Source organism: Agromyces protaetiae, from assembly GCF_004135405.1.
Taxonomy (GTDB): domain Bacteria; phylum Actinomycetota; class Actinomycetes; order Actinomycetales; family Microbacteriaceae; genus Agromyces; species Agromyces protaetiae.
Genome location: NZ_CP035491.1, coordinates 2,865,412 through 2,890,812, shown reverse-complemented (window position 1 = coordinate 2,890,812; position 25,401 = coordinate 2,865,412). Strand labels below are relative to the sequence as shown.

Sequence of the window (25,401 nt, the reverse complement as noted above, 5' to 3'; positions counted from 1 at the left end):
GTGGGGCTACCTGGACCTGGCCGGAGGAAAAGGGGGTGGTGAAGTGTTCTTGGGGACGTACGAGCCGAAGCTCGACGACAAGGGCCGCATCATTCTTCCGGCGAAGTTCAGAGACGAGTTGTCGAACGGCCTCGTGCTCACGCGAGGTCAGGAGCGCTGCATCTACGTGTTCAGCGCTCGCGAGTTCGACGACATGAGCGACAAGATCCGCCAAGCCCCGATGACGAGCAAGCAGGCGCGCGACTACATGCGCGTCTTCCTCTCGGGGGCATCCGCGGAGACCCCGACAAGCAGCACCGGGTCACCATCCCGCGACGCTCCGTGCGTACGCGGGCCTGGACCGAGACCTCACGGTCATCGGCGCGGGCAGCCGGCTGGAGATCTGGGATGCGACGGCGTGGCAGACATACCTCGCCGAGCAAGAGGAGGCCTTCGCGGAGACGGCGGAGGAGGTGATTCCGGGGCTCTTCTGAGTCCTCTGGGCGCGACTCCCAGCCGTACGAGCCTGACGCACTTCCCCGCGACAGGACGAACGGATGGGGATCGGGCCCCGAGGCCCCGAAACCGGAACGAACTATGGACTACGAACGCATCCACACCCCAGTCATGCTCGACCGCACCGTCGAACTCCTCGCACCCGCCCTCGAAGGCGACGGCGCGGTGCTCGTCGACGCGACCCTCGGCATGGGCGGCCACACGCGTGCGTTCCTCGAGCGCTTCCCGAACCTCACCGTCATCGGCCTCGACCGCGACACCGACGCGCTCGGCATCGCGCGCGAGCGGCTCGCCGCGTTCGGCGACCGTGCGCGGTTCGTGCATACGGTCTACGACGGCATCGCGGGCGCCGTGCGCTCCGAGGGCTTCCCCGAGGTGCAGGGCGTGCTCTTCGACCTCGGCGTCTCGTCGTTGCAGCTCGACCGAGCCGAGCGCGGCTTCGCCTACTCGAAGGACGCCCCGCTCGACATGCGGATGGACGCGACGCGCGGCCGCACCGCCGCCGACGTCGTCGCCGAGTCGAGTGAAGACGAACTGCGGCGCATCTTCCTCGACTACGGCGAGGAGAAGCTCGCGGCGCGCTACGCGCGGGCCATCGTCAGGGCGCGCGCCGAGCAGCCGATCCTCCGGTCGGCGGAGCTCGTCGAGATCATCCAGGCGGCGACCCCCGTCGCGATCCAGCGTCAGGGACATCCGGCCAAACGCGTCTTCCAGGCGCTCCGCATCGAAGTGAACGAAGAGCTGTCGGTGCTCGAGCGCGCGCTGCCTGCAGCGCTCGACGCGCTCGCGGTCGGCGGGCGGCTCGTGTCGCTCGCGTACCAGTCGCTCGAAGACCGCATCGTCAAGCGCGTCCTGCAGGCGGCTTCGAGCTCGACGGCGCCCGCCGGGCTCCCGATGGAGCTTCCCGAGCACCGCCCGCAGTTCAAGCTCCTCGTCCGAGGCGCCGAACTCGCGACCGAGGCCGAGCAGGCCGACAATCCCCGCGCCAAACCGGTGCGACTGCGAGCCGCAGAACGAGTGAGGAGGGCATCATGACCGCACTGCCGGCACCGAGCCTTCCCGAACGGCTCGTTCCGGCGCGTCGGCGCCGCGGCGCAGAGGCGCCCGAACGCACCCTGCGTCCGGCGCCCGAGCCGAAGCGAGGCCGTCCTCGCCTCGCCTACGCGATCATCGCGACCGCCGCGGTCGGCGTCATCTTCGCCGTCCAGATGCTCCTCTCGATCGCCATGACCGAAGGCGCGTACGAGGCCGACAAGTACGAGCTCAGGCAGATCAAGCTCTCGCAGGAGAGCCAGAAGCTCCGCGAAGAGATCGACGCGATGGAGTCGCCGCAGTACCTCGCCCAGCGCGCGGAGGCGCTCGGCATGGTGCCGAACAACGCGCCGGTCTACCTGCGGCTCTCCGACGGCGCGGTCCTCGGTCAGCCGGCGGCCGCGAAGGCGATCGGCGGCGGCGACTCCGCGCTCGTGCCGAATGCGCTGCTCGACGGCGTGCCGCCGACGGGCGACGCGGCGGCGGGGGAGACTCCCGGTGTGGAAGCGCAAGGCGCACAGGCGCCGCCCGCGGGCGAGGCGGCCCCGATCGTTCCGGCGACCGGGCTCCCGACCCCCACGACCCACTGAGCACGGCCCGAGCGAGGGCGCACGAGAGAGAACGGCGAGACGGATGCGACGGACGAGCAAGCACCCCGTGCGCAGAGTCATCGTCACAGGGTTCGCCCTCGTCGCCCTCGTCGGCGTCTTCCTCGTGCGCCTCGTCGACATCCAGGTCGTGCGGGCGGCCGAGTTCAACGAGCAGGCCGAAGACGTGCGGTCGCGGACGACGCCCGTGTGGGGCGAGCGCGGCGAGATCGTCGATGCGACCGGCACCGTGCTCGCCGACAGCGTCATGCGCTACGACATCGTGCTCTCTCCGAAGCAGGCGAGGTCGAAGCAATCGGGGACGCCCGAGGTCTTGACCGAGTACGCGGGCGAGCTCGGGGGAGTCCTCGGAATGAAGCCTGAGGACATCATCGGCATCATCGACTCGAAGCTCGCCGAAGACCCCGACTCCGACTACGCGTACGTCAAGAAACAGGTCGACACCGACGTGTACGAGAAGGTCAGGGCGCTCAAGGTCCCCTGGGTGTACACCGAGGAGCACCCCGGACGGCGCTACCCGAACGGCGCCGTCGCCGGCAACCTGCTCGGCTTCATGGGCGATGAGGGCGAAGCGCAGGCAGGTCTGGAGCTCGCCGAAGACCAGTGCCTCGCCGGCAGCGACGGCGAGCTCTCCCAGCTCCGGAGCCTCAGCGACTGGGTCACGATCCCCGGCAGCGAACGGGTCGTGAAGCAGGCGAAGAACGGCGGCACCCTCAAGCTCACGATCGACGCCGACCTGCAGTTCGCCGTCCAGCGCATCGCCGAGGCGCAAGTGCAGGCGACGCAGGCCGACTGGGCGACCGTGACGGTCATGGAGGCGAAGACGGGAAAGATCCTCGCGATCGCCGACGTGCCGACCGTCGACCCGAACAACCCCACCGGTGTCGACGCGGTGAACCGCGGATCGCGAGCGTTCACGGCGCCGTACGAGCCGGGCTCGACGTTCAAGGCGCTCACCGCGGCATCCGTCGTCGATGCCGGCAAGTCCGAACCCGGCGTGATCGCCGGATACCGGATCAAGCCCGACGGCGCCGACATCAACGACAGCTTCTACCACGACGACGAGCGGTACACGCTCACGGGCGTGCTCATCGACTCGTCGAACACGGGCATGTCGCTCTTCGGCGAGCGTCTGACGAGCCAGCAGCGCTACGACTACATGAAGAAGTTCGGACTCGGGGAGGCGAGCGAAGTCGGCTTCCCCGGCGAGGAGACGGGCGACCTCCACGGCGGCCCCGAACTCTGGGACTCGGAGGCGCAGACCCGATACGCGACCATGTTCGGCCAGGGCCTCACGACGACCGCCGTGCAGATCGCGAGCGTCTACCAGACCATCGCGAACGGCGGCGTGCGCATGCCCGTCACGCTCGTCGAAGGCTGCACCGACGAGAACGGCAAGGTGACCGAGAAGCCGCCGACCGAAGGGCGCCAGGTCGTGAGTGCGCAAGCCGCATCGCAGACCTCCCAGATGCTCGAGAACGTCTACACGCACGGCTGGCTCCGCGACACCTGGAAGATCCCCGGCTACCGGGTCGCCGCGAAGACCGGCACGGCGCAGGTGCCCGACGGCCAGGGCGGCTACCAGCACGGGTATCTCGTGTCGGTGTCGGGCTTCGCGCCCGCCGACGACCCGAAGTACGTGGTTTCGGTGAGCATCATGAATCCCGTTAAGATGAACTCGTCCGCCGCATCCGCCCCCGTCTTCAGAGACGTGATGAGCCAGGTGCTGATCAAGTATCGGACCGTTCCATCCGGCGCCCCGGCGCCCGAGCTGCCAGCTACCTGGTGAGAAAGTTGGGTTCGTGACCGGAACGCCTGCGACGGCTCTCCGGCCGCAGCATCCGAGCGCCCGGGCGCTTCGGGGGCTCGCCGACGAGTTCGGCCTCGACGTCCGAGGCGATCTCGAACACCTCGAAGTGACGGGCGTCACGCTGTCGTCGAAGGCCGTGCGGCCCGGCGACCTGTACGTCGGCCTCCCAGGTCGCAACGTGCACGGCGCGTCGTTCGCTGGAGATGCGACTGAGCGCGGCGCGGTCGCGATTCTGACGGATGCCTCGGGCGCGGCCCTTGCCGCCGAAACCGCCCCCGGCCTGCCGGTGCTCGTGACCGACGATGCGCGTGCGGCGCTCGGCCCGGTGGCGCGGTGGATCTTCCGCACCGACGACAACGCGGCCACCCTCTTCGCGGTCACCGGCACGAACGGGAAGACGAGCGTCGTCTACCTCCTCTACGGCATCCTCGACCAGCTCGGCCTCACGGCGGGCCTCACGTCGACCGCCGAGCGCCGGATCGGCGACGAGGCCGTCACGAGCTCGCTCACGACGCCCGAGGCGAGCGAACTGCACGCGCTCCTCGCGCGTGCCCGCGAGCTCGAGGCGCGCGCGATCGGCATCGAGGTGTCGGCACAGGCGCTCTCCCGGCACCGCGTGGACGGCGTCGTGTTCGACGTCGCGGGGTTCACGAACCTCACCCACGACCACTTCGACGACTACGCGTCGTTCGAGGAGTACTACCTCGCCAAGCGCGAGCTGTTCGAGCCCGAGCGCTCCAAGCGCGCCGTCGTGACGGTCGACTCCGAGTGGGGCAAGCGGCTCGCGTCCGAGGTCCGCATTCCCGTCACGACCCTCACGACCGACCCAGAGGTCGCCGCCGACTGGCGCGTGACGGTCGGCGCCGAGACCGCGACCCACACCGACTTCGTGCTCGAGGGCCCGGGCGGACAGCGGCTCGAGACCCGCGTGCCGCTCCTCGGCTGGTACATGGCCGCGAACGCGGCGCTCGCGATCGTGATGCTCGTCGAGAGCGGCATCGACCTCGACCGGATCGCCCACGCGCTGAGGCGTGACGGCGGCATCCGCGCCTACATCCCCGGGCGCGCCGAGCGCGTGTCGGGTGAGCGCGGCCCGCTCGTCTACATCGACTACGGCCACAGCCCCGACGCGTTCCTGCAGACGCTCGGCGCCATCCGCCGGTTCGTCGAGGGAAAGCTCATCATGCTCTTCGGCGCCGACGGCGACCGCGACACGACGAAGCGCGCCGAGATGGGCGCGATCGCTGCTCGCGGCGCCGACGTCGTCGTCATCACCGACTTCCACCCGCGCACCGAAGACCCCGCGGCGATCCGCGCCGCGCTCATCGCGGGTGCACGTGAAGCGGTGCCGGGTCGCGAGATCCACGAGGTCGCCGACCCCCGCGCGGCCTTCCGCGCCGCGCTCGCGCTCGCGGGCGAGGGCGACGCGATCCTCTATGCGGGCCCCGGACACGAGGACTACCACGAGGTGAACGGCGTGAAGATCCCCTACTCTGCACGAGACGACGCCCGGCAGGCGCTGCGCGAAGCGGGGTGGGCCGAATGATCGCCCTCACCCTCGCCGAGATCGCGGAGGCGACGGGCGGCCAGCTCGTCACGGCCGGCACGGATGCCACGGGCGACACGGTCGTCGGCGGCGCCGTCACGACCGACTCCCGCGAGATCGAGCCCGGCTGGGTGTTCTTCGCGAAGCCCGGCGAGTTCGACGACGGCCACCGGTTCGCACCTTCGGCCGTCGAGCGCGGCGCAGCCCTCCTCGTCGTGGAGCACGTGCTCGACCTGCCCGTGCCCCAGATCGTCGTGGCCGACAGCGTCGAGGCGCTCGGCGCCCTCGCGACCGAGGTCGTGCGGCGCGTGCGTGCGCACGGCGTGCTCAAGGTCGTCGGCGTCACGGGCTCGAACGGCAAGACGACGACGAAGAACCTGCTCCGCGAGATCCTCGCGGCCCACGGCCGCACCGTCGCCTCTCGCAAGTCGTTCAACAACGAGGTCGGCGGCCCGATCACGGCGCTCGAACTCCGCGACGACACCGAATACCTCGTCGCCGAGATGGGCGCATCGGCCGTCGGCGAGATCGCCCGCCTCGTGAAGATGGCCCACCCCGACGTCGGCATCGTGCTCAAGGTGGGGCTGGCCCACGCGGGCGAGTTCGGAGGCATCGAGCAGACCGTGCGCGCGAAGGCCGAGATGGTCACCGATCTCGAGGCATCCGATGTCGCCGTGCTCAACGCCGACGATCCCCGCGTCGCCTCGATGGCCCCGCTCACGAACGCGCGTGTCGTCTGGTTCGGACTCGGCGAGAGCGCCGACGTTCGCGCGACCGATATCGTCGTGCATGCGCGCGGCACCGAGTTCACGGTCACCGTGCCGGGCGGGGCATCCGCTCGCGTCGAGTTCGGGGTCCTCGGCGAGCACCACATCATGAACGCGCTCGCGGCGACCGCAGCGTCGCTCGAACTCGGGCTCGCCCTGCCCGACATCGTCGCCGCCCTCGAGCGCGTGACGCTCGCCGAGCGCTGGCGCATGCAGGTCATGGGCGGCCGCGACGACATCACGATCGTGAACGACGCCTACAACGCGAGCCCCGACTCGATGTCGGCCGCGCTCAAGACCCTCGCGCAGATCAAGCGCGACGGCGCCCGCACGATCGCCGTGCTCGGCGAGATGAGCGAGCTGGGGGAGTACTCGGGCGAAGAGCACGACCGCATCGGCCTCCTCGCGGTGCGGCTCGGCATCTCGCAGCTCGTCGTCGTCGGGCCCGGCGCGAGGCGCCTGCACATCTCGACGATCAACGAAGGATCGTGGGACGGCGAGTCCGCCTACGTCGAGACCGCCGACGAGGCGTTCGACCTCGTCGCGGCCTCGGTGCGCCCGGGCGATACGGTACTGGTGAAATCGTCGAACTCGGCGGGTCTCCGCTTCCTCGGCGACAGATTGGGAGAATGGTTCGCATGAGCGGCGGGACGGCAACGGTGACGGGCTTCCTCGTCGAACGAGCAGGAGAATGGGTCGCATGACCGGCAGCGCAGCACGACTGGGAGAGTGGCTCGCGTGAGGGCACTGCTGACGGCCGGAGCACTGTCGCTCGCGTTCACGCTGTTCCTGACCCCGCTCTTCATCCGCCTCTTCACGAAGCTCGGGTGGGGGCAGTTCATCCGCGACGACGGTCCGCAGAGCCACCACGTGAAGCGAGGCACGCCCACGATGGGCGGCATCATCTTCATCCTGGGCACGCTCTTCGGCTACTTCACGGCGACGCTCCTCGTCTCCAACGAGCCTCCGACCGCGTCGGGCCTCCTCGTGCTGTTCATGATGGTCGGCCTCGGCGTCGTCGGGTTCGTCGACGACTTCCTGAAGACCCGCAAGAAGCAGAGCCTCGGGCTCGGCGGCTGGGCGAAGGTCGCCGGCCAGGTCGTCATCGCGGGCGCGTTCGCGATCCTCGCGATCCAGTTCCCGAACGCGCAGAACGAGACCCCCGCCTCGACGAAGATCTCCTTCATCCGCGATCTGCCGCTCGACTTCATGGTGTTCGGCACGGTCGTCGGCATCGGCCTCTACATCCTGTGGATCACATTCCTCACGGCGGCGGCGTCGAACGGCGTCAACGTGACCGACGGCCTCGACGGCCTCGCGGGCGGCGCCTCGATCGTCGCGATCGGCTCGTTCATCGTCATCGGCTTCTGGCAGTTCAACCAATCGTGCTTCGGGGCCAACCTGAACCCCTCCGACGAGTACCGCTGCTACGAGGTGCGCGATCCGCTCGATCTCGCCATCGTGGCGACGGCGATCGTGGGCGGGCTCGTCGGATTCCTCTGGTGGAACACGAACCCCGCGCACATCTACATGGGCGACACGGGCTCGCTCGCGCTCGGCGGAGCGCTCGCGGCGCTCGCGATCCTCAGCCGCACCGAACTGCTGCTCGTCCTCATCGGCGGCCTCTTCGTCATCGAGACCGGCTCGGTCATCGTGCAGCGCGCGTACTTCAAGCTCACGGGCGGCAAACGCATCTTCCTCATGAGTCCCATCCACCATCACTTCGAGCTGAAGGGGTGGGCCGAGGTGACGATCGTCGTGCGCTTCTGGATCATCGCGGGCCTCCTCGCGGCCGCGGGCGTCGGCAGCTTCTACTTCGAATGGCTCCAGCGATGACGGATGCTTCGAGCACGACGGATGCCTCGGCCGCGTCGCGTCTCGACGGACTCACCAGCTGGCACGCCGACTGGAGCGGGCTCAAGGTCGCCGTCCTCGGCCTCGGCGTGACCGGCTTCGCCGTCGCCGACACCCTCACCGAGCTCGGCGCGGACGTGCTCGTGCTCGCGCCCGCGCGCGACGACGACCGTGCGCGCATCCTCGAGGTCATCGGGGCGAAGCTCGTGACCGATCCGCTCGAGACCGTGCCCCGAGAGCTCGTCGGGTTCGGCGCCGAACTGGTCGTGGCGTCGCCCGGGTTCCCGCCGAGTCATCCGGTGCTCGAATGGGCCCGTGCGAACGGCGTGCCCGTGTGGGGCGACATCGAGCTCGCGTGGCGCGTGCGCGACAAGGTCAACGCGGGCGAGTGGGTGCTCGTGACGGGCACGAACGGCAAGACGACGACCGTGCAGCTCACGGCGACGCTCCTCGCGGCCAACGGCCTCCGCGCGGCGCCGTGCGGCAACATCGGCGTGCCGGTGCTCGACGCCGTGCGCGACCCGTCGGGCTTCGACGTCTTCGTCGTGGAACTCTCGAGCTTCCAGCTCCACCACATGCCGACGACGGGGCCCGGTGCCGTCCATCCGTGGGCGAGCGTCGTGCTGAACCTCGCCGACGACCACCTCGACTGGCACGGTTCGCCCGAGGCGTACGCCGCTGCGAAGGCCAAGGTCTACGAGAACGTCAAGGTCGCATGCGTCTACAACCGCGCCGACGATGCCACTCGCCGCATGGTCGAGGACGCCGAGGTCGAAGAGGGCGCTCGCGCGATCGGGTTCGGGCTCGACGCTCCGGGCCCGAGCGACTTCGGCGTCGTCGACGGCATCCTCGTCGACCGCGCCTTCCTCGAAGAACGCCGGACCGCCGCCTTCGAGATCACGACACGCGACGAACTCGCACCGCGCGGACTCGATGCGCCGCACATCGTCGCCAACATCCTCGCGGCGTCCGCGCTCGTCCGTTCGCTCGACGTGCCCGTCGCGGTCGTGCACGACGCCCTCCTCGACTTCCGGCTCGACGCGCACCGCATCGAGACGGTGGCGCTGGCGGGAGGCATCCGCTGGATCGACGACTCGAAGGCGACGAATCCGCACGCCGCCGAGGCATCCTTGAAAGCCTTCGGCAAGGTCGTCTGGATCGTGGGCGGCCTTTTGAAGGGCGTCGACGCCGACGCGCTCGTCGCATCGCACGTCGGGAGGCTGCGCGCCGCGATCGTCATCGGGCGCGACCGCACGGCACTCGTCTCGGCCTTCGCGCGACACGCACCCGAGCTGCCGCTCTTCGAGGTCGTCGCCGGTCAGACTGAAGAGGTCATGCCCGAGGCGGTGGCCCTCGCGGCGGCCGTGGCCGAGGAAGGCGATACCGTCCTCCTCGCACCGGCGGCCGCGTCGATGGACCAGTTCGCCGACTACGCCGACCGAGGCCGGCGGTTCCACGATGCGGTCCACTCGATGCTCGGAGGTGCAGCCGATGGCGAGGCAGCCGAAGCCGCCCCCGAAGACGAGCCTCGCGGGGGATCCGTCGACGGCTCGACGCGCGAAGACGGCTGAGCGGGTGCCGGGAACGAGCAACGCGGCCGACGCGTCGAGCGGCGTCGCGGCAGCGCGCATCCGCCTCGGACGGGTCTTCCGTGCCGAGTCGGGCGCATACTTCATGCTCCTCGGGACGACGCTCTTCCTCGTCGTCTTCGGACTCATCATGGTGCTCTCGTCTTCGCTCGTGCAGTCGAAGATCGAAGAGGACAACTTCCTGAGCCAAGCCGGGAGGCAGAGCCTCTACGCGCTCATCGGCGTGCCGCTCATGCTGTTCGCGGGCCGGGTGCCCGAACGCTTGTGGATGAAGGCGGCGTGGCCGGCACTCATCATCTCGTGCTTCATGCAGCTGCTCGTCGTGGCGACGCCCCTCGGCGTCGAGATCGGCGGCAACACGAACTGGCTCGCGATCGGGTCGTTCAGCATCCAGCCGTCCGAGATGATCAAGGTCGCGCTCGTCATGTGGCTCGGGCTCATCGTCACGAAGAAGCAAGACCGGATGGGCGACTTCGTGCACGGCATCATGCCGATCCTGCTCGTCGGCGGCGGTGCCATCGGACTCGTGCTCGTCGGCGGCGACCTCGGCACGGTCATGATCATGGCGGCGATGCTCTTCGGCGCGCTCTTCCTCATCGGCGTGCGGCTGCGACTGCTCTTCCTGCCGATCGCGCTGGGCGCGATCGGCATGTGGCTCGTCGCGATCTCGAGCGAAAGCCGGATGAAGCGCATCTCGGCGTTCCTGCAGGAGAACTGCACCTCGATCAACACCGAAGACTGCTGGCAGGTCGTGCACGGCACGTTCGCCCTAGCGAACGGCGGCATCTTCGGCGTCGGGCTCGGCAACTCGGCGGCGAAGTGGTCGTGGCTGCCTGCGGCCGACAACGACTTCATCTTCGCGATCATCGGCGAAGAGCTCGGACTCATCGGCGCGACCGTCGTCATCGTCATGTTCGTCCTCCTCGCGATCGCGTTCGCGCGCGTGCTGCGCATCGCGGCGACGCCGTTCGGGAAGACCGTGACGGCGGCGGTCTCGGTCTGGGTCATCGTGCAGGCGTTCGTCAACATCGCCGTCGTGCTGAAGCTCCTCCCGACACTCGGCGTGCCGCTGCCGCTCGTCTCAGCGGGCGGTTCGGCGCTCCTCACGACCCTCTTCGCGATCGGCATCGTCCTGTCGGTCGCACGCGACCCCGAGGCATCCGCCCGCCAGGCCGCGCGCGCCGAAGCGCGTCGCGTCGCGAAGGCGACGGGTGCCCGCAACCAGAAAGCCGGCGCCGCTCGATGACGACCTACCTCCTCGCCGGCGGCGGCACCGCCGGCCATGTGAACCCCCTGCTCGCGGTCGCCGACCGGCTGCGCGACCGCGATCCGTCGGCCGTGGTGGTCGTGCTCGGCACGGCCGAGGGACTCGAGTCGCGGCTGGTGCCGGCACGCGGGTACGAACTGCTGACGATCGCGAAGGTTCCGTTCCCGCGCCGTCCGAACAAGGCCGCCGCGGCGTTCCCGGCGCGATTCAAGCGCTCGATCGACGATGTGCGGCGCATCATCGTCGAGCGCGGCGTCGACGTCGTCGTCGGGTTCGGCGGCTACGTCTCGACGCCCGCCTACCTCGCTGCGCGTCGCGCGGGCGTCCCCGTCGTGATCCACGAGGCGAACGCACGGCCGGGGCTCGCGAACCGGCTGGGCGCGCGCTTCGCCCTCGCCACGGGCATCGCATTCCCCGGAACCCCGCTGCCGCGCGCCGAGGTCGTCGGCATGCCGCTCCGCCGCGAGATCGAGTCGCTCGACCGTGCCGCGACCCGCGCTGAAGCGGCCGCGTTCTTCGGCCTCGACGCCGAACGACCGGTGCTCCTCGTGACAGGCGGCTCGCTCGGCGCACGTCGCATCAACGCGACGGTGCGGCGGAGCGCCGAGGCGCTCGTCGCGACGGGTTGGCAGGTGCTCCACATCACGGGCGCGTCGAGCGAGGTCGACGACCCGGGACTGCCCGGCTATCGCATGGTCGAGTACGTCGACCGCATGGACCTCGCCCTCGCCCTCGCCGACGCGGCAGTCTCGCGCGCGGGCGCGGCGACGGTGAGCGAACTCGCGGCGCTCGGCATCCCGGCCGTCTACGTCCCGTACCCCGTCGGCAACGGGGAGCAGCGGTTCAACGCCGCTCCCGTCGTCGCGGCGGGTGGCGGAGTGCTCGTCGACGACGCTGCGTTCGTGCCCGCATGGGTCGACGCCGAACTCGTTCCGCTCCTCGCGGATCGGGTACAGGTCGCTTCGATGTCGGATGCCGCGGCGTCGGCCGGGTTCCGCGACGGCACGGCGCGCTTCGTCGCGCTCGTCGACCGCGCGGTCGGCGGGGGAGCCCGCGGCGGGGCCGAAGACGCGTAACGTGGGTGCAGCAGGATGCCTCGGTCGAGGCATCCGACCGCCCGTCGCCCTGCTCGACGCATCGGCGACCGAGACCCAGATTCAGACCGACCCGAGGAAGATCCGCACAACGTGACCATCAAGCCCGATCCCTCCGTCCAGATCCCCGCCGACCTCGGTGCCGTGCACTTCGTGGGCATCGGGGGTTCGGGCATGAGCGGGATCGCGCGGCTCGTGCTCGGCGCGGGCCACCGCGTCACCGGGTCCGACGTGCGCGGGTCGGCGAACATCGACGCGCTCCGCGATCTCGGCGCCGAGATCGCGATCGGGCATGCCGCCGAGAACCTCCCCGACGACGTCGACACGGTCGTCGTGACGGGCGCCCTCTGGCAGGACAATCCCGAGTACCGGCTCGCGCTCTCGCGCGGCCTTCCGGTGCTGCATCGGTCGCAGGCGCTCGCGTCTGTGATCGCGGGCGAGCGGCTCGTGTCGGTCGCGGGCGCGCACGGCAAGACGACCTCGACGGGCATGATCGTGACGGGGCTCCGCGCGCTCGGAGCCGACCCCAGCTTCGTGAACGGCGGAGTGATCGCCGACCTCGGCCTCAGCGCCGCGTCGGGCGAGGGCGAGCTCTTCGTCGTCGAAGCCGACGAGTCCGACGGCTCGTTCCTCCTCTACGACACTTCGGTCGCGCTCATCACGAACGTCGACCCCGACCACCTCGACCACTACGGCTCGCGCGAGGCGTTCGAGCAGGCCTTCGTCGACTTCGCCGATCGGGCGCGCGAGCTCGTCGTCATCTCGTCCGACGACCCGGGCGCGAAGCGCGTCCACGAGCGGCTTTCGCATGAGCGCGTCGTCACGTTCGGCGAGGCGGCGGATGCCTCGGTGCGCGTGCACTCCGTCGAGACCGACGGGCCCGTGGCCTTCGCCGTCGATTACGAGGGCAAGACGTATCGGACGCGACTCCAGATCCCCGGCCGCCACAACGCGATCAACGCGGCGGGCGCGTTCGCCGTGCTCACGGGCCTCGGGTTCGACCCCGAGGCATCCCTCGCCGGCATCGCGACCTTTGCCGGAACCGGGCGCCGATTCGAACTGCACGGCACGGTCGGGGGCGTCAGCGTCTACGACGACTACGCCCACCATCCGACCGAGGTCGCCGCCGCACTCGCGGCCGCGCGCACGGTCGTCGGCGACGGCCGCATCATCGCCGTCCACCAGCCGCACACCTACAGCCGCACGCAGGCCTTCGCGAAGGAGTTCGCCGAGGTGCTCGAGGAGTACGCCGACGAGACCGTGGTACTCGACGTCTACGGCGCGCGCGAAGACCCCGTGCCCGGGTGACGGGCGCGCTCGTGAGCGAGCGGTTCGCCGACGCGTCGCATGTGTCGTATCTGCCCGACTGGCAGGAGGCCGCCGATCACACGGCTGTCATCGCGCGTGACGGCGACTTCGTCATCACGCTCGGCTGCGGCGACGTGTACCGGATCGTGCCGCAGCTCCTCGCGTCGCTCGAACGCGAGCGCGGGTGACCGGGGCGGCTCGGTGAAGCGGCCGCAGGGGTTCGACGGGCCGCCGCCGGCGCGGCCGACGCCCCCGCTCGCGCCTGCCTCGCCGGCGTCTGCATCCCCTTCGCCGGCATCGCCCTCGCCGGCGGACCGGTCTGCCGCCCGGGTCGACGCGGGCCCTCGGCCCGGTGCGACCCGCGTCGCCGATTCGGTCGACACCGAGCCGATCGTCGTCGTGGGTGCCGCGCCCGTGACCGTCCTCGTGGACGACGCACCGCCGCGTGATCACGGGCGACCGGCCGACGACGGCCGGGTAGCCGAAGACGGGCGCGACCGGGTCGGCGGCGACCCCGAGGCATCCGCGTTCTCCGGTGACGCGCGCGCCGCTCGACGAGCCGTCGCGAGCGCGCAACGAGAGCGCCGCAAGTACGAGCGCAGCGAGGTGCGGCGGTTCACGCAACGGTCGCGGCGGCGCCGCATGGCGTGGCTCATCGGGATCGCGGCGGTCGTGGTCGTCGCCGGAGGAGCGGTCGGGGCCGCGTACTCGCCGCTCATGGCGTTGCGGGATGTGCGCATCGAAGGTGCGCAGCGTATTCCCATCGACGCACTGCAGGGCGCGTTCGCCGGCGAAATCGGCACGCCGCTGCCCCTCGTGACGTCGGCCGACGTGCGCACCGCGTTGTCGGCGTTCCCGCTCATCGAGACCTATTCGACCGAGACGATCCCCCTTCGACGCTCGTCGTGCGCATCGTCGAGCGCACACCGGTCGGAGTCGTCCAGACCGACGACGGACTCGAGCTCGTCGACGCCGCGGGGGTCGTGATCGACCGGCCGGCCGAGCGGCCCGAGGGCGAGCCGCTCATCGAAGCCGGTCCGATCTCGAGCGCGGGGTTCCGCGCGGCCGCCGCGGTCATCCGCAGCCTGCCGCCCGAGGTCCGCACGCAGCTCGTGCACGCGAGCGCGCAGACCGCCGACGACGTCCGACTCGAACTCGCGGGCGGTGCGTCGGTCGTCTGGGGAGTGCCGAGCAGTCGCAGATGAAGGCCGACGTCCTCGCGAGGCTCATGCTCTCGTCGCCGCCCGACACGGTCGCGTTCTACGACGTCTCGTCACCCGCGAGTGTCGTCACCGGCTGATCTCGCATCCGGTTCGCGACACGCGGGGGCGGGTTGCCCGGGAGCGGGTGCCGAGCGCTTACCTTCGACGCAGGAATTGCATACTCGGCAAGACTTTAACCTTCCAGTATAGGTTCAGAGTTCAGAGTTCGCACGAAGGGCCGCACATGTCGACAAACCAGAACTACCTCGCCGTCATCAAGGTCGTCGGCATCGGCGGCGGCGGCGTCAACGCCGTCAACCGCATGATCGAACTCGGGCTTCGCGGCGTCGAGTTCATCGCGATCAACACCGACGCACAAGCACTCCTCATGTCCGACGCCGACGTCAAGCTCGACGTCGGTCGCGACCTCACCCGCGGACTCGGCGCCGGCGCCGACCCCGAGGTTGGCCGTCGCGCCGCCGAAGACCACGCCGAAGAGATCGAAGAAGCGCTCGCGGGCGCCGACATGGTCTTCGTCACCGCAGGCGAAGGCGGCGGCACCGGCACGGGCGGCGCGCCCGTCGTCGCCCGCATCGCGAAGTCGATCGGCGCGCTCACGATCGGCGTCGTCACGAAGCCCTTCGGCTTCGAGGGCAAGCGCCGTCAGACCCAGGCCGAGCAGGGCGTCGCCCGCCTGAAAGAAGAGGTCGACACCCTCATCGTCGTGCCGAACGATCGTCTGCTCGAGATCAGCGACCGCGGTATCTCGATGCTCGAGGCGTTCGCGACCGCCGACCAGGTGCTCCTCGCCGGTGTGCAGGGCATCACCGACCTCATCACGACGCCGGGCCTCATCAACCTCGACTTCGCCGACGTCAAGTCGGTCATGCAGGGCGCGGGGTCCGCGCTCATGGGCATCGGTTCGTCGCGCGGGGCCGATCGGGCGATCAAGGCGGCCGAGCTCGCCGTCGCGAGCCCGCTGCTCGAGGCGTCGATCGACGGTGCGCACGGCGTGCTCCTCTCGATCCAGGGCGGGTCGAACCTCGGCATCTTCGAGATCAACGACGCCGCCCGGCTCGTGCAAGAGGCGGTGCACCCCGAGGCGAACATCATCTTCGGCGCCGTCATCGACGACACGCTCGGCGACGAGGTGCGCGTGACCGTCATCGCCGCGGGATTCGACGGTGGAGAGCCGCTGCCCAAGGAGCAGGCGATCGACGCGCGCCGCTCGTCGTTCGCGGCGGCGACGACACCCGCGCCGGCACTCGTCGGCACGTCGGCGGGCACGGCATCCGCGACGAGTTCGGCGTTCGCGTCCGACTCGAGCGACACGCACGACGAGATCGACATCGAAGAGCTCGTCGAGTCGACGAACTGGGGTGCGATCGACTCGTCGGCCGGCGACCAGATCGTCTCGGACCCGGCGTTCGCCGAGACCGAGGACGAGCTCGACATCCCCGACTTCCTGAAGTGACCGACGAGCACCACCCCGAAGTACTTGCCGAGCGGCTGCAGGCCGTACGCGACGGCGTCGCCGACGCCGCGCGTGCGGCCGGGCGCGCGCCCGACGAGATCACGACGATCGTGGTCACCAAGTTCCACCCTGCCTCGCTCGTGCGAGACCTCGCGGCACTCGGCGTTCGCGACTTCGGCGAGAACCGGCACCAGGAGGCCCAGGCGAAAGCCGCCGAGGTCGCCGACCTCGACGTGCACTGGCACTTCATCGGTCAGCTGCAGCGCAAGAAGGCGAGGCAGGTGCGCGCGTACGCGAGCGCGATCCACTCGGTCGATCGCGCAGAACTCGCGCAGGCACTCGCGTCGGACGACGCGGCGATCGACGCATTCGTTCAAGTGAACCTCACGGATGACCCGAGGCGCGGCGGAGTCGCACCCGACGGCGTCGAGGCCCTCGCCGAGCAGGTGCTCGCGACCCCCGGGCTCCGGCTCCGCGGGCTGATGGCGGTCGCCCCGCTCGACGAGGCTGCGCGTCCGGCGTTCGCCCGTGTGCGAGAACTCGGCGAGCTCGTGCAACGCATCGCGCCCGAGGCATCCGCCCTGTCGATGGGGATGAGCCACGACTATCGCGACGCGATCTTGGAGGGTGCGACACACCTTCGCATCGGCACCGCAATCACCGGGAATCGACCAGGCTGAGGTTAGCCTCGAACACGACGGCATGAAGTACGGAGGGGACAGATGTCGAACCCGCTGAAGAAGACCATGGTCTACCTGGGACTGGCCGACGAGGAGCTCGAGCACGAGCCCGCGTCGCAGCCGACCGCAGCCCCGAGCCCTGCGCCCGTCGTGCACGCGGCCCCGGCACCCAAGGGCGGCGGCGCCGCCGTCACCCCGCTCCGCAAGGCGCCCCAGCCCGCGCCGACGACCCCCCAGGCCGACATGAACGAGATCCTCACCGTCCACCCGCGTCAGTACCGCGACGCGCAGGTCATCGCCGAGTCGTTCCGCGAGGGGGTGCCCGTCATCATCAACCTCTCGCAGATGTCCGACGCCGACGCGCGCCGCCTCATCGACTTCGCGAGCGGTCTGTCGCAGGGCCTCTACGGCAAGATCGAGCGCGTCACGAGCAAGGTCTTCCTGCTCTCGCCCGCGCACGTCGTCGTCTCGGGGGAGACGGGCGACTCCGAGGGCGCCGGCGACTCGACCTTCTTCTCGCACCAGTAGACTCTCCCGACGTGGGAGCACTGTCCGTCGTCTGGAGCATCCTCTCGACGCTCCTGCTCATCTACTTCTTCATCATGTGGGCGCGCTTCGTGCTCGATCTGATCCGCACGTTCAACCGCGGTTGGCGACCCGCGGATTCTGGCTCGTCGTGGTCGAAGCCGTCTACACGGTCACCGATCCGCCCGTGAAGTTCTTCCGTCGACTCGTGCCGCCGATCCGCATCGGGCAGATCGCGCTCGACCTCGGGTGGAGCCTCGCGATGCTGGTGGTGATCGTCCTCATGACGATCGTCTCGGGACTCGCCGCGGCGACTGCGTGACGACCTGACGATCTGCTGCAAGCATGACCCGGCGAGACGAACGGCACTGCGTCTCGACGTTCTACCCTGCTACCGTAGGCAGAACCGATCCGAGCCAAGACAGATTTGAGGGTGGGCAGCCATGGCGCTAACTCCGGAAGATGTGGTCAACAAGCGCTTCCAGGCGACGAAGTTCCGTGAGGGATACGACCAGGACGAAGTCGACGACTTCCTCGACGAGGTCGTCGTCGAACTTCGCCGACTGAACGGAGAGAACGACGAGCTCCGTCAGCGTCTGACCGCTGCGGAGGCACGCGCCGCCGAAGCCGTGCGAAACGCACAGGCGGCGGCCGCTGCAGCGCCGGTGCCCGCGCCCGCCGCAGCACCGGCGACGGCGTTCGCGGAGCCGGCTTCGCCGCCTCCCACCGTCGCGGTTCCCACGCAGGTTGCTGCGCCGCAGTCCGAGTTCGACGAGCAGACGTCGACGACGAACCTCCTCCAGCTCGCCCGTCGCCTCCACGAGGAGCACGTGCGCGAGGGCGTCGAGAAGCGCGATGCGCTCATCGCCGAAGGCCACGCCACCGCCGCGCGCGTCGTCGCCGAGGCCGAGGCCAAGTCGCGCCAGCAGATGACCGTGCTCGACCAGGAGCGCGTCGCGCTCGAGAAGTCGGTCGACGAGCTGCGCATCTTCGAGCGCGAGTACCGCCAGAAGCTCAAGAGCTACATCGAGGGTCAGCTCCGCGACCTCGACACGGCCGCGCCCGTGCAGGTGTCGGGCGGCCAGGGGTTCTCGAACCCGGTGAGCGCGCCGACGCGTCAGGCAGAGCCCGCTGCTCCGACGTTCCAGGGCTTTGGCGGCTGAGCGGGGCAAGGCAGCCGGCACCACCACCGCGCTCCTCGTCCTCTTCGGAGCGGCCGTCGCCGCGTATGCGCTCGATCAGCTCGCGAAAGCGTGGGTCGTCCAGAATCTGACCGAGGGGAGACCGTCGAAGTTCTCGGCGGTTTCCTCCAATGGCAGTTCGTGCGCAACCCCGGCGCGGCCTTCTCGATCGCGAGCGGCAGCACCTGGATCTTCACGATCCTCGCCGCGGGCGTCATCGGCGTCATCATCTGGTTCGCACGGCGCATCCGCTCGGTCGCCTGGGGCATCGTCTTCGGCCTCCTGCTCGGCGGTGTCCTCGGCAACCTCACCGATCGACTCTTCCGTGAGCCGAGCTTCGGGCTCGGGCACGTCGTCGACTTCATCTCGACTCCGTGGATGCTGCCGGCGATCTACAACGTCGCCGATATGGCGATCGTGTCGAGCATGGTGCTCTTCATGATCCTGACGATCAGCGGGCTCGGGCTCGACGGCACGCGCGATTCGCGTCGCGCGAAAGACGGGAGCGCGTCGGCCGAAGACGGCGAGGGCGGGGCATCCGGTCTCGACGACACCTCGGCGGCGCAACTTCCGGCCGAAGCCTGATGGAGCATCGCGCTCTTCCCGTTCCCGACGGCCTCCACGACACACGTGTCGATGCGGGCCTTGCGAAACTCCTCGGCTTCTCGCGGACGCTTGCCGCGGAGATCGCGGCCGCGGGGGGCGTCGAACTCGACGGACGGGTCGTCGACAAGTCCGATCGGCTCCGTGCAGGTGCCTGGCTCGAGGTGAGCTGGAATCCGCCGCGGCCCGTGCAGATCGAAGCCATCCCGGTGCCCGACCTCGGCATCGTCCACGACGACGACGACCTCGTCGTCGTCGACAAGCCCGCGGGCGTCGCCGCCCACCCGTCGGCCGGCTGGGAGGGCCCGACGGTCGTCGGCGCCCTCGCGGCCGCCGGGTTCCGCATCTCGACGTCGGGGGCTCCCGAGCGCCAGGGCGTGGTGCACCGCCTCGACGCGGGCACGAGCGGGCTCATGGTCGTCGCGAAGTCCGAGCGCGCCTACACGGCGCTCAAGCGTGCCTTCCACGATCGCGAGGTCGAGAAGATCTACCACACGGTCGTGCAGGGGCACCCCGATCCGCTCGCGGGCACGATCGACGCGCCGGTCGGCCGGCACCCCCGGTCGGAGTGGAAATTCGCCGTCGTCGCCGACGGCAAGCACGCCGTGACGCACTACGAGACGCTCGAGGCGTTCCCGTACGCGTCGCTTCTCGAGATCCACCTCGAGACGGGCCGCACGCACCAGATCCGCGTGCACATGGCCGCGCAGCGGCATCCGTGCGCAGGCGATTCGATGTACGGCGCCGACCCGACGCTGTCGGCGAGGCTCGGGCTCGAACGGCAGTGGCTGCACGCACGCGAGCTCGGTTTCGTGCACCCCGCGACGGGGGAGTGGTCGGTCTTCGAGTCGGAGTATCCGGCCGATCTCGCCCACGCGCTCGAGGTGCTGCGCGAGGACTGAACGGCCCCGCGCGGGCGCCCCCCGATGTGGGCGGTCGCGCCTAGACTGGTCACTCCCGACGAACCCCATTCGAGGAGCCCCGTGGCCGACAATTTCGTCCATCTGCACGTCCATACCGAGTACTCGATGCTCGACGGGGCGGCCAGGGTGGGCGAACTCGTGCGGGCTGCCGCCGACTACGGCATGCCCGCCGTCGCGATGACCGATCACGGCAACGTGTTCGGCGCGTACGACTTCTGGAAGCAGGCGACCGACGCGGGCGTGAAGCCCATCATCGGCACCGAGGCGTATCTCACGCCGGGCACGCACCGCGCCGACAAGACGCGCGTGCGTTGGGGGTCTGGCGGCGGTGACGACGTGTCGGGCGCGGGTGCGTACACGCACATGACCCTCCTCGCTGAAACGACCGAGGGCATGCACAACCTCTTCCGGTTGTCGTCGCTCGCCTCGATCGAGGGGTATTACTTCAAGCCGCGCATGGACCGCGAACTCCTCCAGAACTACAGCACGGGCCTCATCGCGACGACGGGCTGCCCGTCGGGCGAGGTGCAGACCCGGCTCCGGCTCGGCCAGTACAAAGAGGCCGTGCAGGCCGCGGCCGAGTTCCGAGACATCTTCGGCAAAGACAACTTCTTCTGCGAGCTCATGGACCACGGGCTCGGCATCGAGACGCGCATCCGCGGCGACCTCCTGCGGCTCGCGAAAGAGCTCGACCTTCCGCTCGTCGCGACGAACGACCTGCACTACACGCACGCGCACGACGCGAAGAGCCACGCGGCCCTCCTGTGCGTGCAGTCGGGATCGACGCTCGACGACCCGAACCGGTTCAAGTTCGACGCCGACGACTTCTACCTGAAGACCTCCGCCGAGATGCGCCAGGTCTGGCGCGAGCTGCCCGAGGCGTGCGACAACACGCTCGCGATCGCCGAGCGGTGCGACGTGCAGTTCAACACGAGCGCGAACTACATGCCGCGCTATCCCGTTCCCGATGGCGAGAACGAGGAGAGCTGGTTCGTGAAGGAGGTCGAGAAGGGCCTGCACGTGCGGTACCCGAACGGCATCCCCGCCGAGGTGCGCAAGCAGGCCGACTACGAGGTCGGCGTCATCAGCCAGATGGGCTTCCCCGGCTACTTCCTCGTCGTCGCCGACTTCATCAACTGGTCGAAGACGAACGGCATCCGCGTCGGCCCGGGCCGCGGTTCGGGCGCCGGCTCGATGGCGGCGTACGCGATGAAGATCACCGACCTCGACCCCTTGCAGCACGGCCTCATCTTCGAGCGGTTCCTGAACCCCGACCGCGTCTCGATGCCCGACTTCGACGTCGACTTCGACGAGCGTCGGCGCGGCGAGGTCATCAAGTACGTGACCGACAAGTACGGCGAGGAGCGCGTCGCGCAGATCGTCACGTACGGCACGATCAAGGCCAAGCAGGCGCTCAAAGACTCGAGTCGCGTCCTCGGGTTCCCGTTCGGCATGGGCGAGAAGCTCACGAAGGCGATGCCCCCGGCCGTCATGGGCAAGGACATTCCGCTCACGGGCATCCTCGACTCGGCGCACCCGCGCTACAAGGAGGCCGGAGACATCCGGGCCATCATCGAGACCGACGCCGAGGCGAAGACCGTCTTCGAGACGGCGCTCGGCATCGAGAACCTCAAGCGCCAGTGGGGCGTGCACGCGGCGGGGGTGATCATGTCGAGCGATCCGCTCATCGACATCATCCCCATCATGAAGCGCGAACAAGACGGCCAGATCGTCACGCAGTTCGACTACCCCGCGTGCGAGTCGCTCGGCCTCATCAAGATGGACTTCCTGGGGCTCCGGAACCTCACGATCATCGACGACGCGCTCGACAACATCGAGGCCAACCGCGGCTTCCGCCCGGTGCTCGAAGACCTCGCGCTCGACGACGAAGAGGCCTACCGCCTCCTCGGATCGGGAGACACGCTCGGCGTGTTCCAGCTCGACGGCGGCCCCATGCGGGCGTTGCTGCGTCAGATGAAGCCCGACAACTTCGAAGACATCTCCGCCGTCATCGCGCTCTACCGGCCGGGCCCGATGGGCGCGAACTCCCACATCAACTACGCGCTCCGCAAGAACGGCCTGCAAGAGATCACGCCGATCCACCCCGAGTTCACCGAGTCGCTCGCCGACATCCTCGACACGAGCTACGGCCTCATCATCTACCAGGAGCAGGTGATGGCGATCGCCCAGCGCGTCGCCGGGTTCTCGCTCGGTCAGGCCGACATCCTGCGTCGAGCGATGGGCAAGAAGAAGAAGAGCGAACTCGACAAGCAGTACGAGGGCTTCGAGGCCGGCATGAAGGCCAACGGCTATTCGGATGCCGCGATCAAGACGCTTTGGGACATCCTGCTCCCGTTCTCCGACTACGCCTTCAACAAAGCGCACTCGGCCGCGTACGGCGTGCTGAGCTACTGGACGGCGTACCTCAAAGCCCACTATCCGGCCGAGTACATGGCGGCGCTCCTCACGAGCGTCGGCGACGCGCGCGACAAGCTCGCGCTCTACCTCAACGAGTGCCGACGCATGGGCATCAAGGTGTTGCCGCCCGACGTCAACGAGTCGATCGGGTTCTTCGCGGCCGTCGGCGACGACATCCGCTTCGGCCTCGGCGCCGTGCGCAACGTCGGGTTCAACGTCGTCGATGCGATCCGCGCCGCGCGCGAGTCGAAGGGGCGCTTCGAGTCGTTCCACGACTTCTTGAAGAAGTGCCCCATCCAGGTCGCAAACAAGCGCACGGTCGAATCGCTCGTCAAGGCGGGTGCGTTCGACTCGCTCGGGCACACGCGACGGGCGCTCGTCGAGATCCACGAGGGTGCGGTCGAGTCGGTCGTGAAGGAGAAGCGCGCCGAAGAGGTCGGCGACGTCGGGTTCGACTTCGACAGCCTCTTCGAAGACCACGAACGCGAAGCCGTGCCTTCGCTCGTGCCCGACCGACCCGAATGGGCGAAGAAGGACAAGCTCGCGTTCGAGCGCGAGATGCTCGGCCTCTACGTCTCCGACCATCCGCTCGCCGGACTCGAGGCGCCGCTCGCGAAGCATGCATCGACGTCGATCCTCGACCTCACCGGATCCGACTCCACGCAAGACGGCGACACCGTCGTCATCGCGGGGCTCGTGACGAGCGTGCAGCACCGCATCGCGAAGAACTCGGGCAACCAGTACGGCATGATCACAGTCGAGGACTTCTCGGGCGAGATCACGGTCATGTTCATGGGCAAGGCCTATCAAGAGTTCGCGCCCGCGTTGAAAAGCGACTCGATCGTCGTCGTCCGTGGGCGGGTGAGCCTCCGCGACGACGGCATGAACCTGCATGCGCACAGCGTGTTCCAGCCCGACCTCGGGCAGGGCGACGAGAACGGGCCCGTGCTCATCTCGATCCCCGACGTGCGGGCGACGACCGACACGATCGTCGCGCTCGGCGACGTGCTCATCCGACACCGCGGCGACACCGAGGTGCGGTTGCGGCTCACGAAGGGCCGGAGCGCTCGCGTGTTCGAACTGCCGTACCCGGTGAAGGTGAGCGTCGATTTCTACGGGGAGCTCAAGAGCCTCCTCGGGCCGAACTGCCTCGTGTAGCCCGCCGGTAGGCTGGGAGGCATCATGCTGCGCACGATCGACCTCCGTGGAACCCGTCCGACCCCGACCGAACTGCTCGCGCTCGTCCCGCGCGCCGACACCGACGTGTCGGTCGCACTCGATCGCGCCCGGAAGATCATCGACGAGGTCCGCGAGCACGGCGAGCACGCGCTCCTCGGGCAGTCCGAGCGGTTCGACGGCGTGCGCCCCGACGCCGTGCGCGTGCCCGCCGAGGCGCTGCAGGAGGCGCTCGACGCGCTCGACCCCGAGGTGCGGACGGCGATCGAGTCCACGATCGCGCGTGTGCGCATCGCGAGCGCGGCGCAGGTGCCGGCTCCCGAGATTTCGGTGCTGGGTGACGGTGCGATCGTCGAGCAGCGCTGGCAGCCGGTTTCGCGCGTCGGGCTGTACATCCCCGGCGGCAAGGCCGTCTATCCGTCGAGCGTCGTCATGAACGTCGTGCCCGCGCAGGTCGCGGGCGTCCGTTCGATCGCGCTCGCCTCGCCCTCGCAGGCCGACCACGGCGGGCGGGTGCACCCGACGATCGCGGCGGCAGCCGCGCTCCTCGGCATCGACGAGGTGTACGCCATGGGCGGCGCGGGCGCGATCGGCGCCTTCGCGTACGGCGTGCCCGGCATCGGGCTCGAACCCGTGCAGCGCGTCACGGGCCCGGGCAACGTGTACGTCGCGGCTGCGAAGCGGCTCGTGTCGGGCGTCACCGGCATCGACGCCGAAGCCGGGCCCACCGACATCCTCGTCATCGCCGACGACGCGGCCGACGCCGACTTCGTCGCGGCAGACCTCGTGAGCCAGGCCGAGCACGACGAGTTGGCGGCGGCAGTGCTCGTGACCGACTCGCCGCGGCTCGCCGACGCGGTGCTCGCGCGCATCGCGGCTCGCGCCGCGGCCACCAAGCACGCCGACCGCGTGCGTGAAGCGCTCACCGGCCCGCAGTCGGCGGTCGTGCTCGTCGACGACCTCGAACAGGCTGCGAGGTTCACCGACGCGTTCGGGCCCGAGCACCTCGAGATCCAGGTGCAAGACCCCGACGCGGTGCTCGCGAACATCTCGAACGCGGGTGCCATCTTCATCGGCCCGTACTCGCCCGTGAGTCTCGGCGACTACGCCGCGGGCTCGAACCACGTGCTCCCGACGGGCGGCACGGCGCGGTACGTGTCGGGACTCTCGGCGGCGACGTTCCTCCGGCCGCAGCAGATCGTCCGGTACGACGAACGAGCGCTCCGCGAGGTCGCGCCGGTCGTCGCGGCGTTCTCGCGCGAAGAGGATCTGCCGGCGCACGGCGAGGCCGTCGAAGCGCGGTTCGCACACGAGGGCTGAGGGCGAACGGCGAGCCCGAGGCATCCGGTGCGCCGATAGGCTGGGAAGCACCATGTACTGCCCCTTCTGCCGCCACCCCGATTCCCGCGTGATCGACTCGCGCACGACCGACGACGGACTGTCGATCCGTCGTCGTCGCCAGTGCCCCGAGTGCGGCGGCCGGTTCTCGACGACCGAGACCGCGAGTCTCTCGGTCATCAAGCGCAGCGGCGTCATCGAGCCGTTCAGCCGCGAGAAGGTCGTGCTCGGCGTCAAGAAGGCGTGCCAGGGGCGGCCGGTGACCGACGCCGACCTCGCGGTGCTCGCGCAGAAGGTCGAGGAGACCATCCGTTCGACGGGCGCGTCGCAGATCGAGGCGAACGACATCGGGCTCGCCGTGCTGCCGTCGCTGCGCGACCTCGACGAGGTCGCCTACCTGCGGTTCGCGAGCGTGTATCAGGCATTCGAGTCGCTCGACGATTTCGAGTCCGCGATCGACGCGCTCCGCGCCGAGCACGGGCGGCTTCCGGCCAGGCCGGTCGAGTAGCCT

22 protein-coding genes and 2 pseudogenes are annotated in these 25,401 nt (G+C 69.5%); all 24 read left to right on the top strand.

All coding sequences use genetic code 11. The annotated features are described in order from the left end of the window. Nucleotides 1-43: 43 nt before the first annotated feature. The 24 genes and pseudogenes from mraZ (at nucleotide 44) to nrdR (ending at nucleotide 25,398) form a co-directional block, all read left to right on the top strand. A pseudogene (mraZ, locus tag ET445_RS13440) lies at nucleotides 44-473 on the top strand (division/cell wall cluster transcriptional repressor MraZ). Nucleotides 474-576: 103 nt separating this feature from the next. Continuing rightward, nucleotides 577-1,530: a 16S rRNA (cytosine(1402)-N(4))-methyltransferase RsmH gene (rsmH, locus tag ET445_RS13435; RefSeq protein WP_129191731.1), complete on the top strand. Its 954-nt coding sequence runs from the start codon at nucleotides 577-579 to the stop codon at nucleotides 1,528-1,530. Continuing rightward, entirely contained in the window at nucleotides 1,527-2,117 is a 591-nt protein-coding gene (gene ftsL / locus ET445_RS13430; protein WP_129191730.1) for a cell division protein FtsL, read from the top strand. The genes rsmH and ftsL overlap by 4 nt, the downstream gene beginning before the upstream one ends. Before the next feature lie 67 nt (nucleotides 2,118-2,184). Beyond that, nucleotides 2,185-3,924 carry a peptidoglycan D,D-transpeptidase FtsI family protein gene (locus tag ET445_RS13425; RefSeq protein ID WP_129191729.1) on the top strand — a complete coding sequence of 580 codons (1,740 nt, stop codon included), beginning with the start codon at nucleotides 2,185-2,187 and terminating at the stop codon, nucleotides 3,922-3,924. Between the two features lie 13 nt (nucleotides 3,925-3,937). Next, the gene (locus tag ET445_RS13420) at nucleotides 3,938-5,491 is read left to right on the top strand and encodes a Mur ligase family protein (protein WP_129191728.1); all 1,554 of its coding nucleotides are present in this window, start codon (nucleotides 3,938-3,940) and stop codon (nucleotides 5,489-5,491) included. After that, nucleotides 5,488-6,900, top strand: coding sequence for a UDP-N-acetylmuramoyl-tripeptide--D-alanyl-D-alanine ligase (locus tag ET445_RS13415; protein WP_129191727.1), 1,413 nt, complete (start codon nucleotides 5,488-5,490; stop codon nucleotides 6,898-6,900). The genes ET445_RS13420 and ET445_RS13415 overlap by 4 nt, the downstream gene beginning before the upstream one ends. A 96-nt stretch (nucleotides 6,901-6,996) precedes the next feature. Beyond that, nucleotides 6,997-8,094: a phospho-N-acetylmuramoyl-pentapeptide-transferase gene (mraY, locus tag ET445_RS13410; RefSeq protein ID WP_129191726.1), complete on the top strand. Its 1,098-nt coding sequence runs from the start codon at nucleotides 6,997-6,999 to the stop codon at nucleotides 8,092-8,094. After that, entirely contained in the window at nucleotides 8,091-9,683 is a 1,593-nt protein-coding gene (gene murD, locus ET445_RS13405) for a UDP-N-acetylmuramoyl-L-alanine--D-glutamate ligase (protein ID WP_129191725.1), read from the top strand. The genes mraY and murD overlap by 4 nt, the downstream gene beginning before the upstream one ends. Continuing rightward, nucleotides 9,604-10,947, top strand: a complete 1,344-nt coding sequence (gene ftsW / locus ET445_RS13400) for a putative lipid II flippase FtsW (RefSeq protein ID WP_129191724.1) — start codon at nucleotides 9,604-9,606, stop codon at nucleotides 10,945-10,947. The genes murD and ftsW overlap by 80 nt, the downstream gene beginning before the upstream one ends. Then, on the top strand, nucleotides 10,944-12,044 hold the full coding sequence (locus tag ET445_RS13395; RefSeq protein WP_129191723.1) for a UDP-N-acetylglucosamine--N-acetylmuramyl-(pentapeptide) pyrophosphoryl-undecaprenol N-acetylglucosamine transferase: 1,101 nt from the start codon (nucleotides 10,944-10,946) through the stop codon (nucleotides 12,042-12,044). The genes ftsW and ET445_RS13395 overlap by 4 nt, the downstream gene beginning before the upstream one ends. 111 nt (nucleotides 12,045-12,155) lie before the next feature. Then, a pseudogene (gene murC / locus ET445_RS13390) lies at nucleotides 12,156-13,558 on the top strand (UDP-N-acetylmuramate--L-alanine ligase). Nucleotides 13,559-13,784: 226 nt separating this feature from the next. Next, nucleotides 13,785-14,357, top strand: coding sequence for a hypothetical protein (locus tag ET445_RS18070; RefSeq protein WP_243695205.1), 573 nt, complete (start codon nucleotides 13,785-13,787; stop codon nucleotides 14,355-14,357). After that, entirely contained in the window at nucleotides 14,276-14,575 is a 300-nt protein-coding gene (locus ET445_RS18065) for a cell division protein FtsQ/DivIB (RefSeq protein ID WP_243695204.1), read from the top strand. Before ET445_RS18070 ends, ET445_RS18065 begins: the two co-directional genes overlap by 82 nt. A gap of 241 nt (nucleotides 14,576-14,816) precedes the next feature. Next, nucleotides 14,817-16,046: a cell division protein FtsZ gene (ftsZ, locus tag ET445_RS13380; RefSeq protein WP_129191722.1), complete on the top strand. Its 1,230-nt coding sequence runs from the start codon at nucleotides 14,817-14,819 to the stop codon at nucleotides 16,044-16,046. Beyond that, nucleotides 16,043-16,726 carry a YggS family pyridoxal phosphate-dependent enzyme gene (locus tag ET445_RS13375; RefSeq protein WP_129191721.1) on the top strand — a complete coding sequence of 228 codons (684 nt, stop codon included), beginning with the start codon at nucleotides 16,043-16,045 and terminating at the stop codon, nucleotides 16,724-16,726. The genes ftsZ and ET445_RS13375 overlap by 4 nt, the downstream gene beginning before the upstream one ends. A 42-nt stretch (nucleotides 16,727-16,768) precedes the next feature. Beyond that, nucleotides 16,769-17,254 (top strand): cell division protein SepF, encoded by a 486-nt coding sequence (locus ET445_RS13370; RefSeq protein ID WP_129191720.1) that lies wholly within the window; start codon nucleotides 16,769-16,771, stop codon nucleotides 17,252-17,254. Nucleotides 17,255-17,265: 11 nt separating this feature from the next. Then, a complete protein-coding gene (locus ET445_RS18495) occupies nucleotides 17,266-17,442 on the top strand; it encodes a hypothetical protein (RefSeq protein ID WP_341769711.1) in 177 nt (58 codons plus the stop codon). Beyond that, the gene (locus tag ET445_RS18490) at nucleotides 17,439-17,573 is read left to right on the top strand and encodes a hypothetical protein (protein ID WP_341769710.1); all 135 of its coding nucleotides are present in this window, start codon (nucleotides 17,439-17,441) and stop codon (nucleotides 17,571-17,573) included. The genes ET445_RS18495 and ET445_RS18490 overlap by 4 nt, the downstream gene beginning before the upstream one ends. 121 nt (nucleotides 17,574-17,694) lie before the next feature. Then, nucleotides 17,695-18,414: a DivIVA domain-containing protein gene (locus ET445_RS13360; protein ID WP_129191719.1), complete on the top strand. Its 720-nt coding sequence runs from the start codon at nucleotides 17,695-17,697 to the stop codon at nucleotides 18,412-18,414. Nucleotides 18,415-18,573: 159 nt separating this feature from the next. After that, nucleotides 18,574-19,017, top strand: a complete 444-nt coding sequence (locus ET445_RS13355; protein WP_243695203.1) for a signal peptidase II — start codon at nucleotides 18,574-18,576, stop codon at nucleotides 19,015-19,017. Continuing rightward, nucleotides 19,017-19,937: an RluA family pseudouridine synthase gene (locus ET445_RS13350; protein ID WP_129191718.1), complete on the top strand. Its 921-nt coding sequence runs from the start codon at nucleotides 19,017-19,019 to the stop codon at nucleotides 19,935-19,937. The genes ET445_RS13355 and ET445_RS13350 overlap by 1 nt, the downstream gene beginning before the upstream one ends. 24 nt (nucleotides 19,938-19,961) lie before the next feature. Further along, complete coding sequence (gene dnaE / locus ET445_RS13345; protein WP_129191717.1) at nucleotides 19,962-23,534, top strand: DNA polymerase III subunit alpha; 3,573 nt, start codon at nucleotides 19,962-19,964, stop codon at nucleotides 23,532-23,534. Between the two features lie 24 nt (nucleotides 23,535-23,558). Further along, a complete protein-coding gene (gene hisD / locus ET445_RS13340) occupies nucleotides 23,559-24,872 on the top strand; it encodes a histidinol dehydrogenase (RefSeq protein WP_129191716.1) in 1,314 nt (437 codons plus the stop codon). A 52-nt stretch (nucleotides 24,873-24,924) separates the two neighbouring features. Next, entirely contained in the window at nucleotides 24,925-25,398 is a 474-nt protein-coding gene (gene nrdR, locus ET445_RS13335; RefSeq protein ID WP_129191715.1) for a transcriptional regulator NrdR, read from the top strand. Nucleotides 25,399-25,401 lie beyond the last annotated feature (3 nt).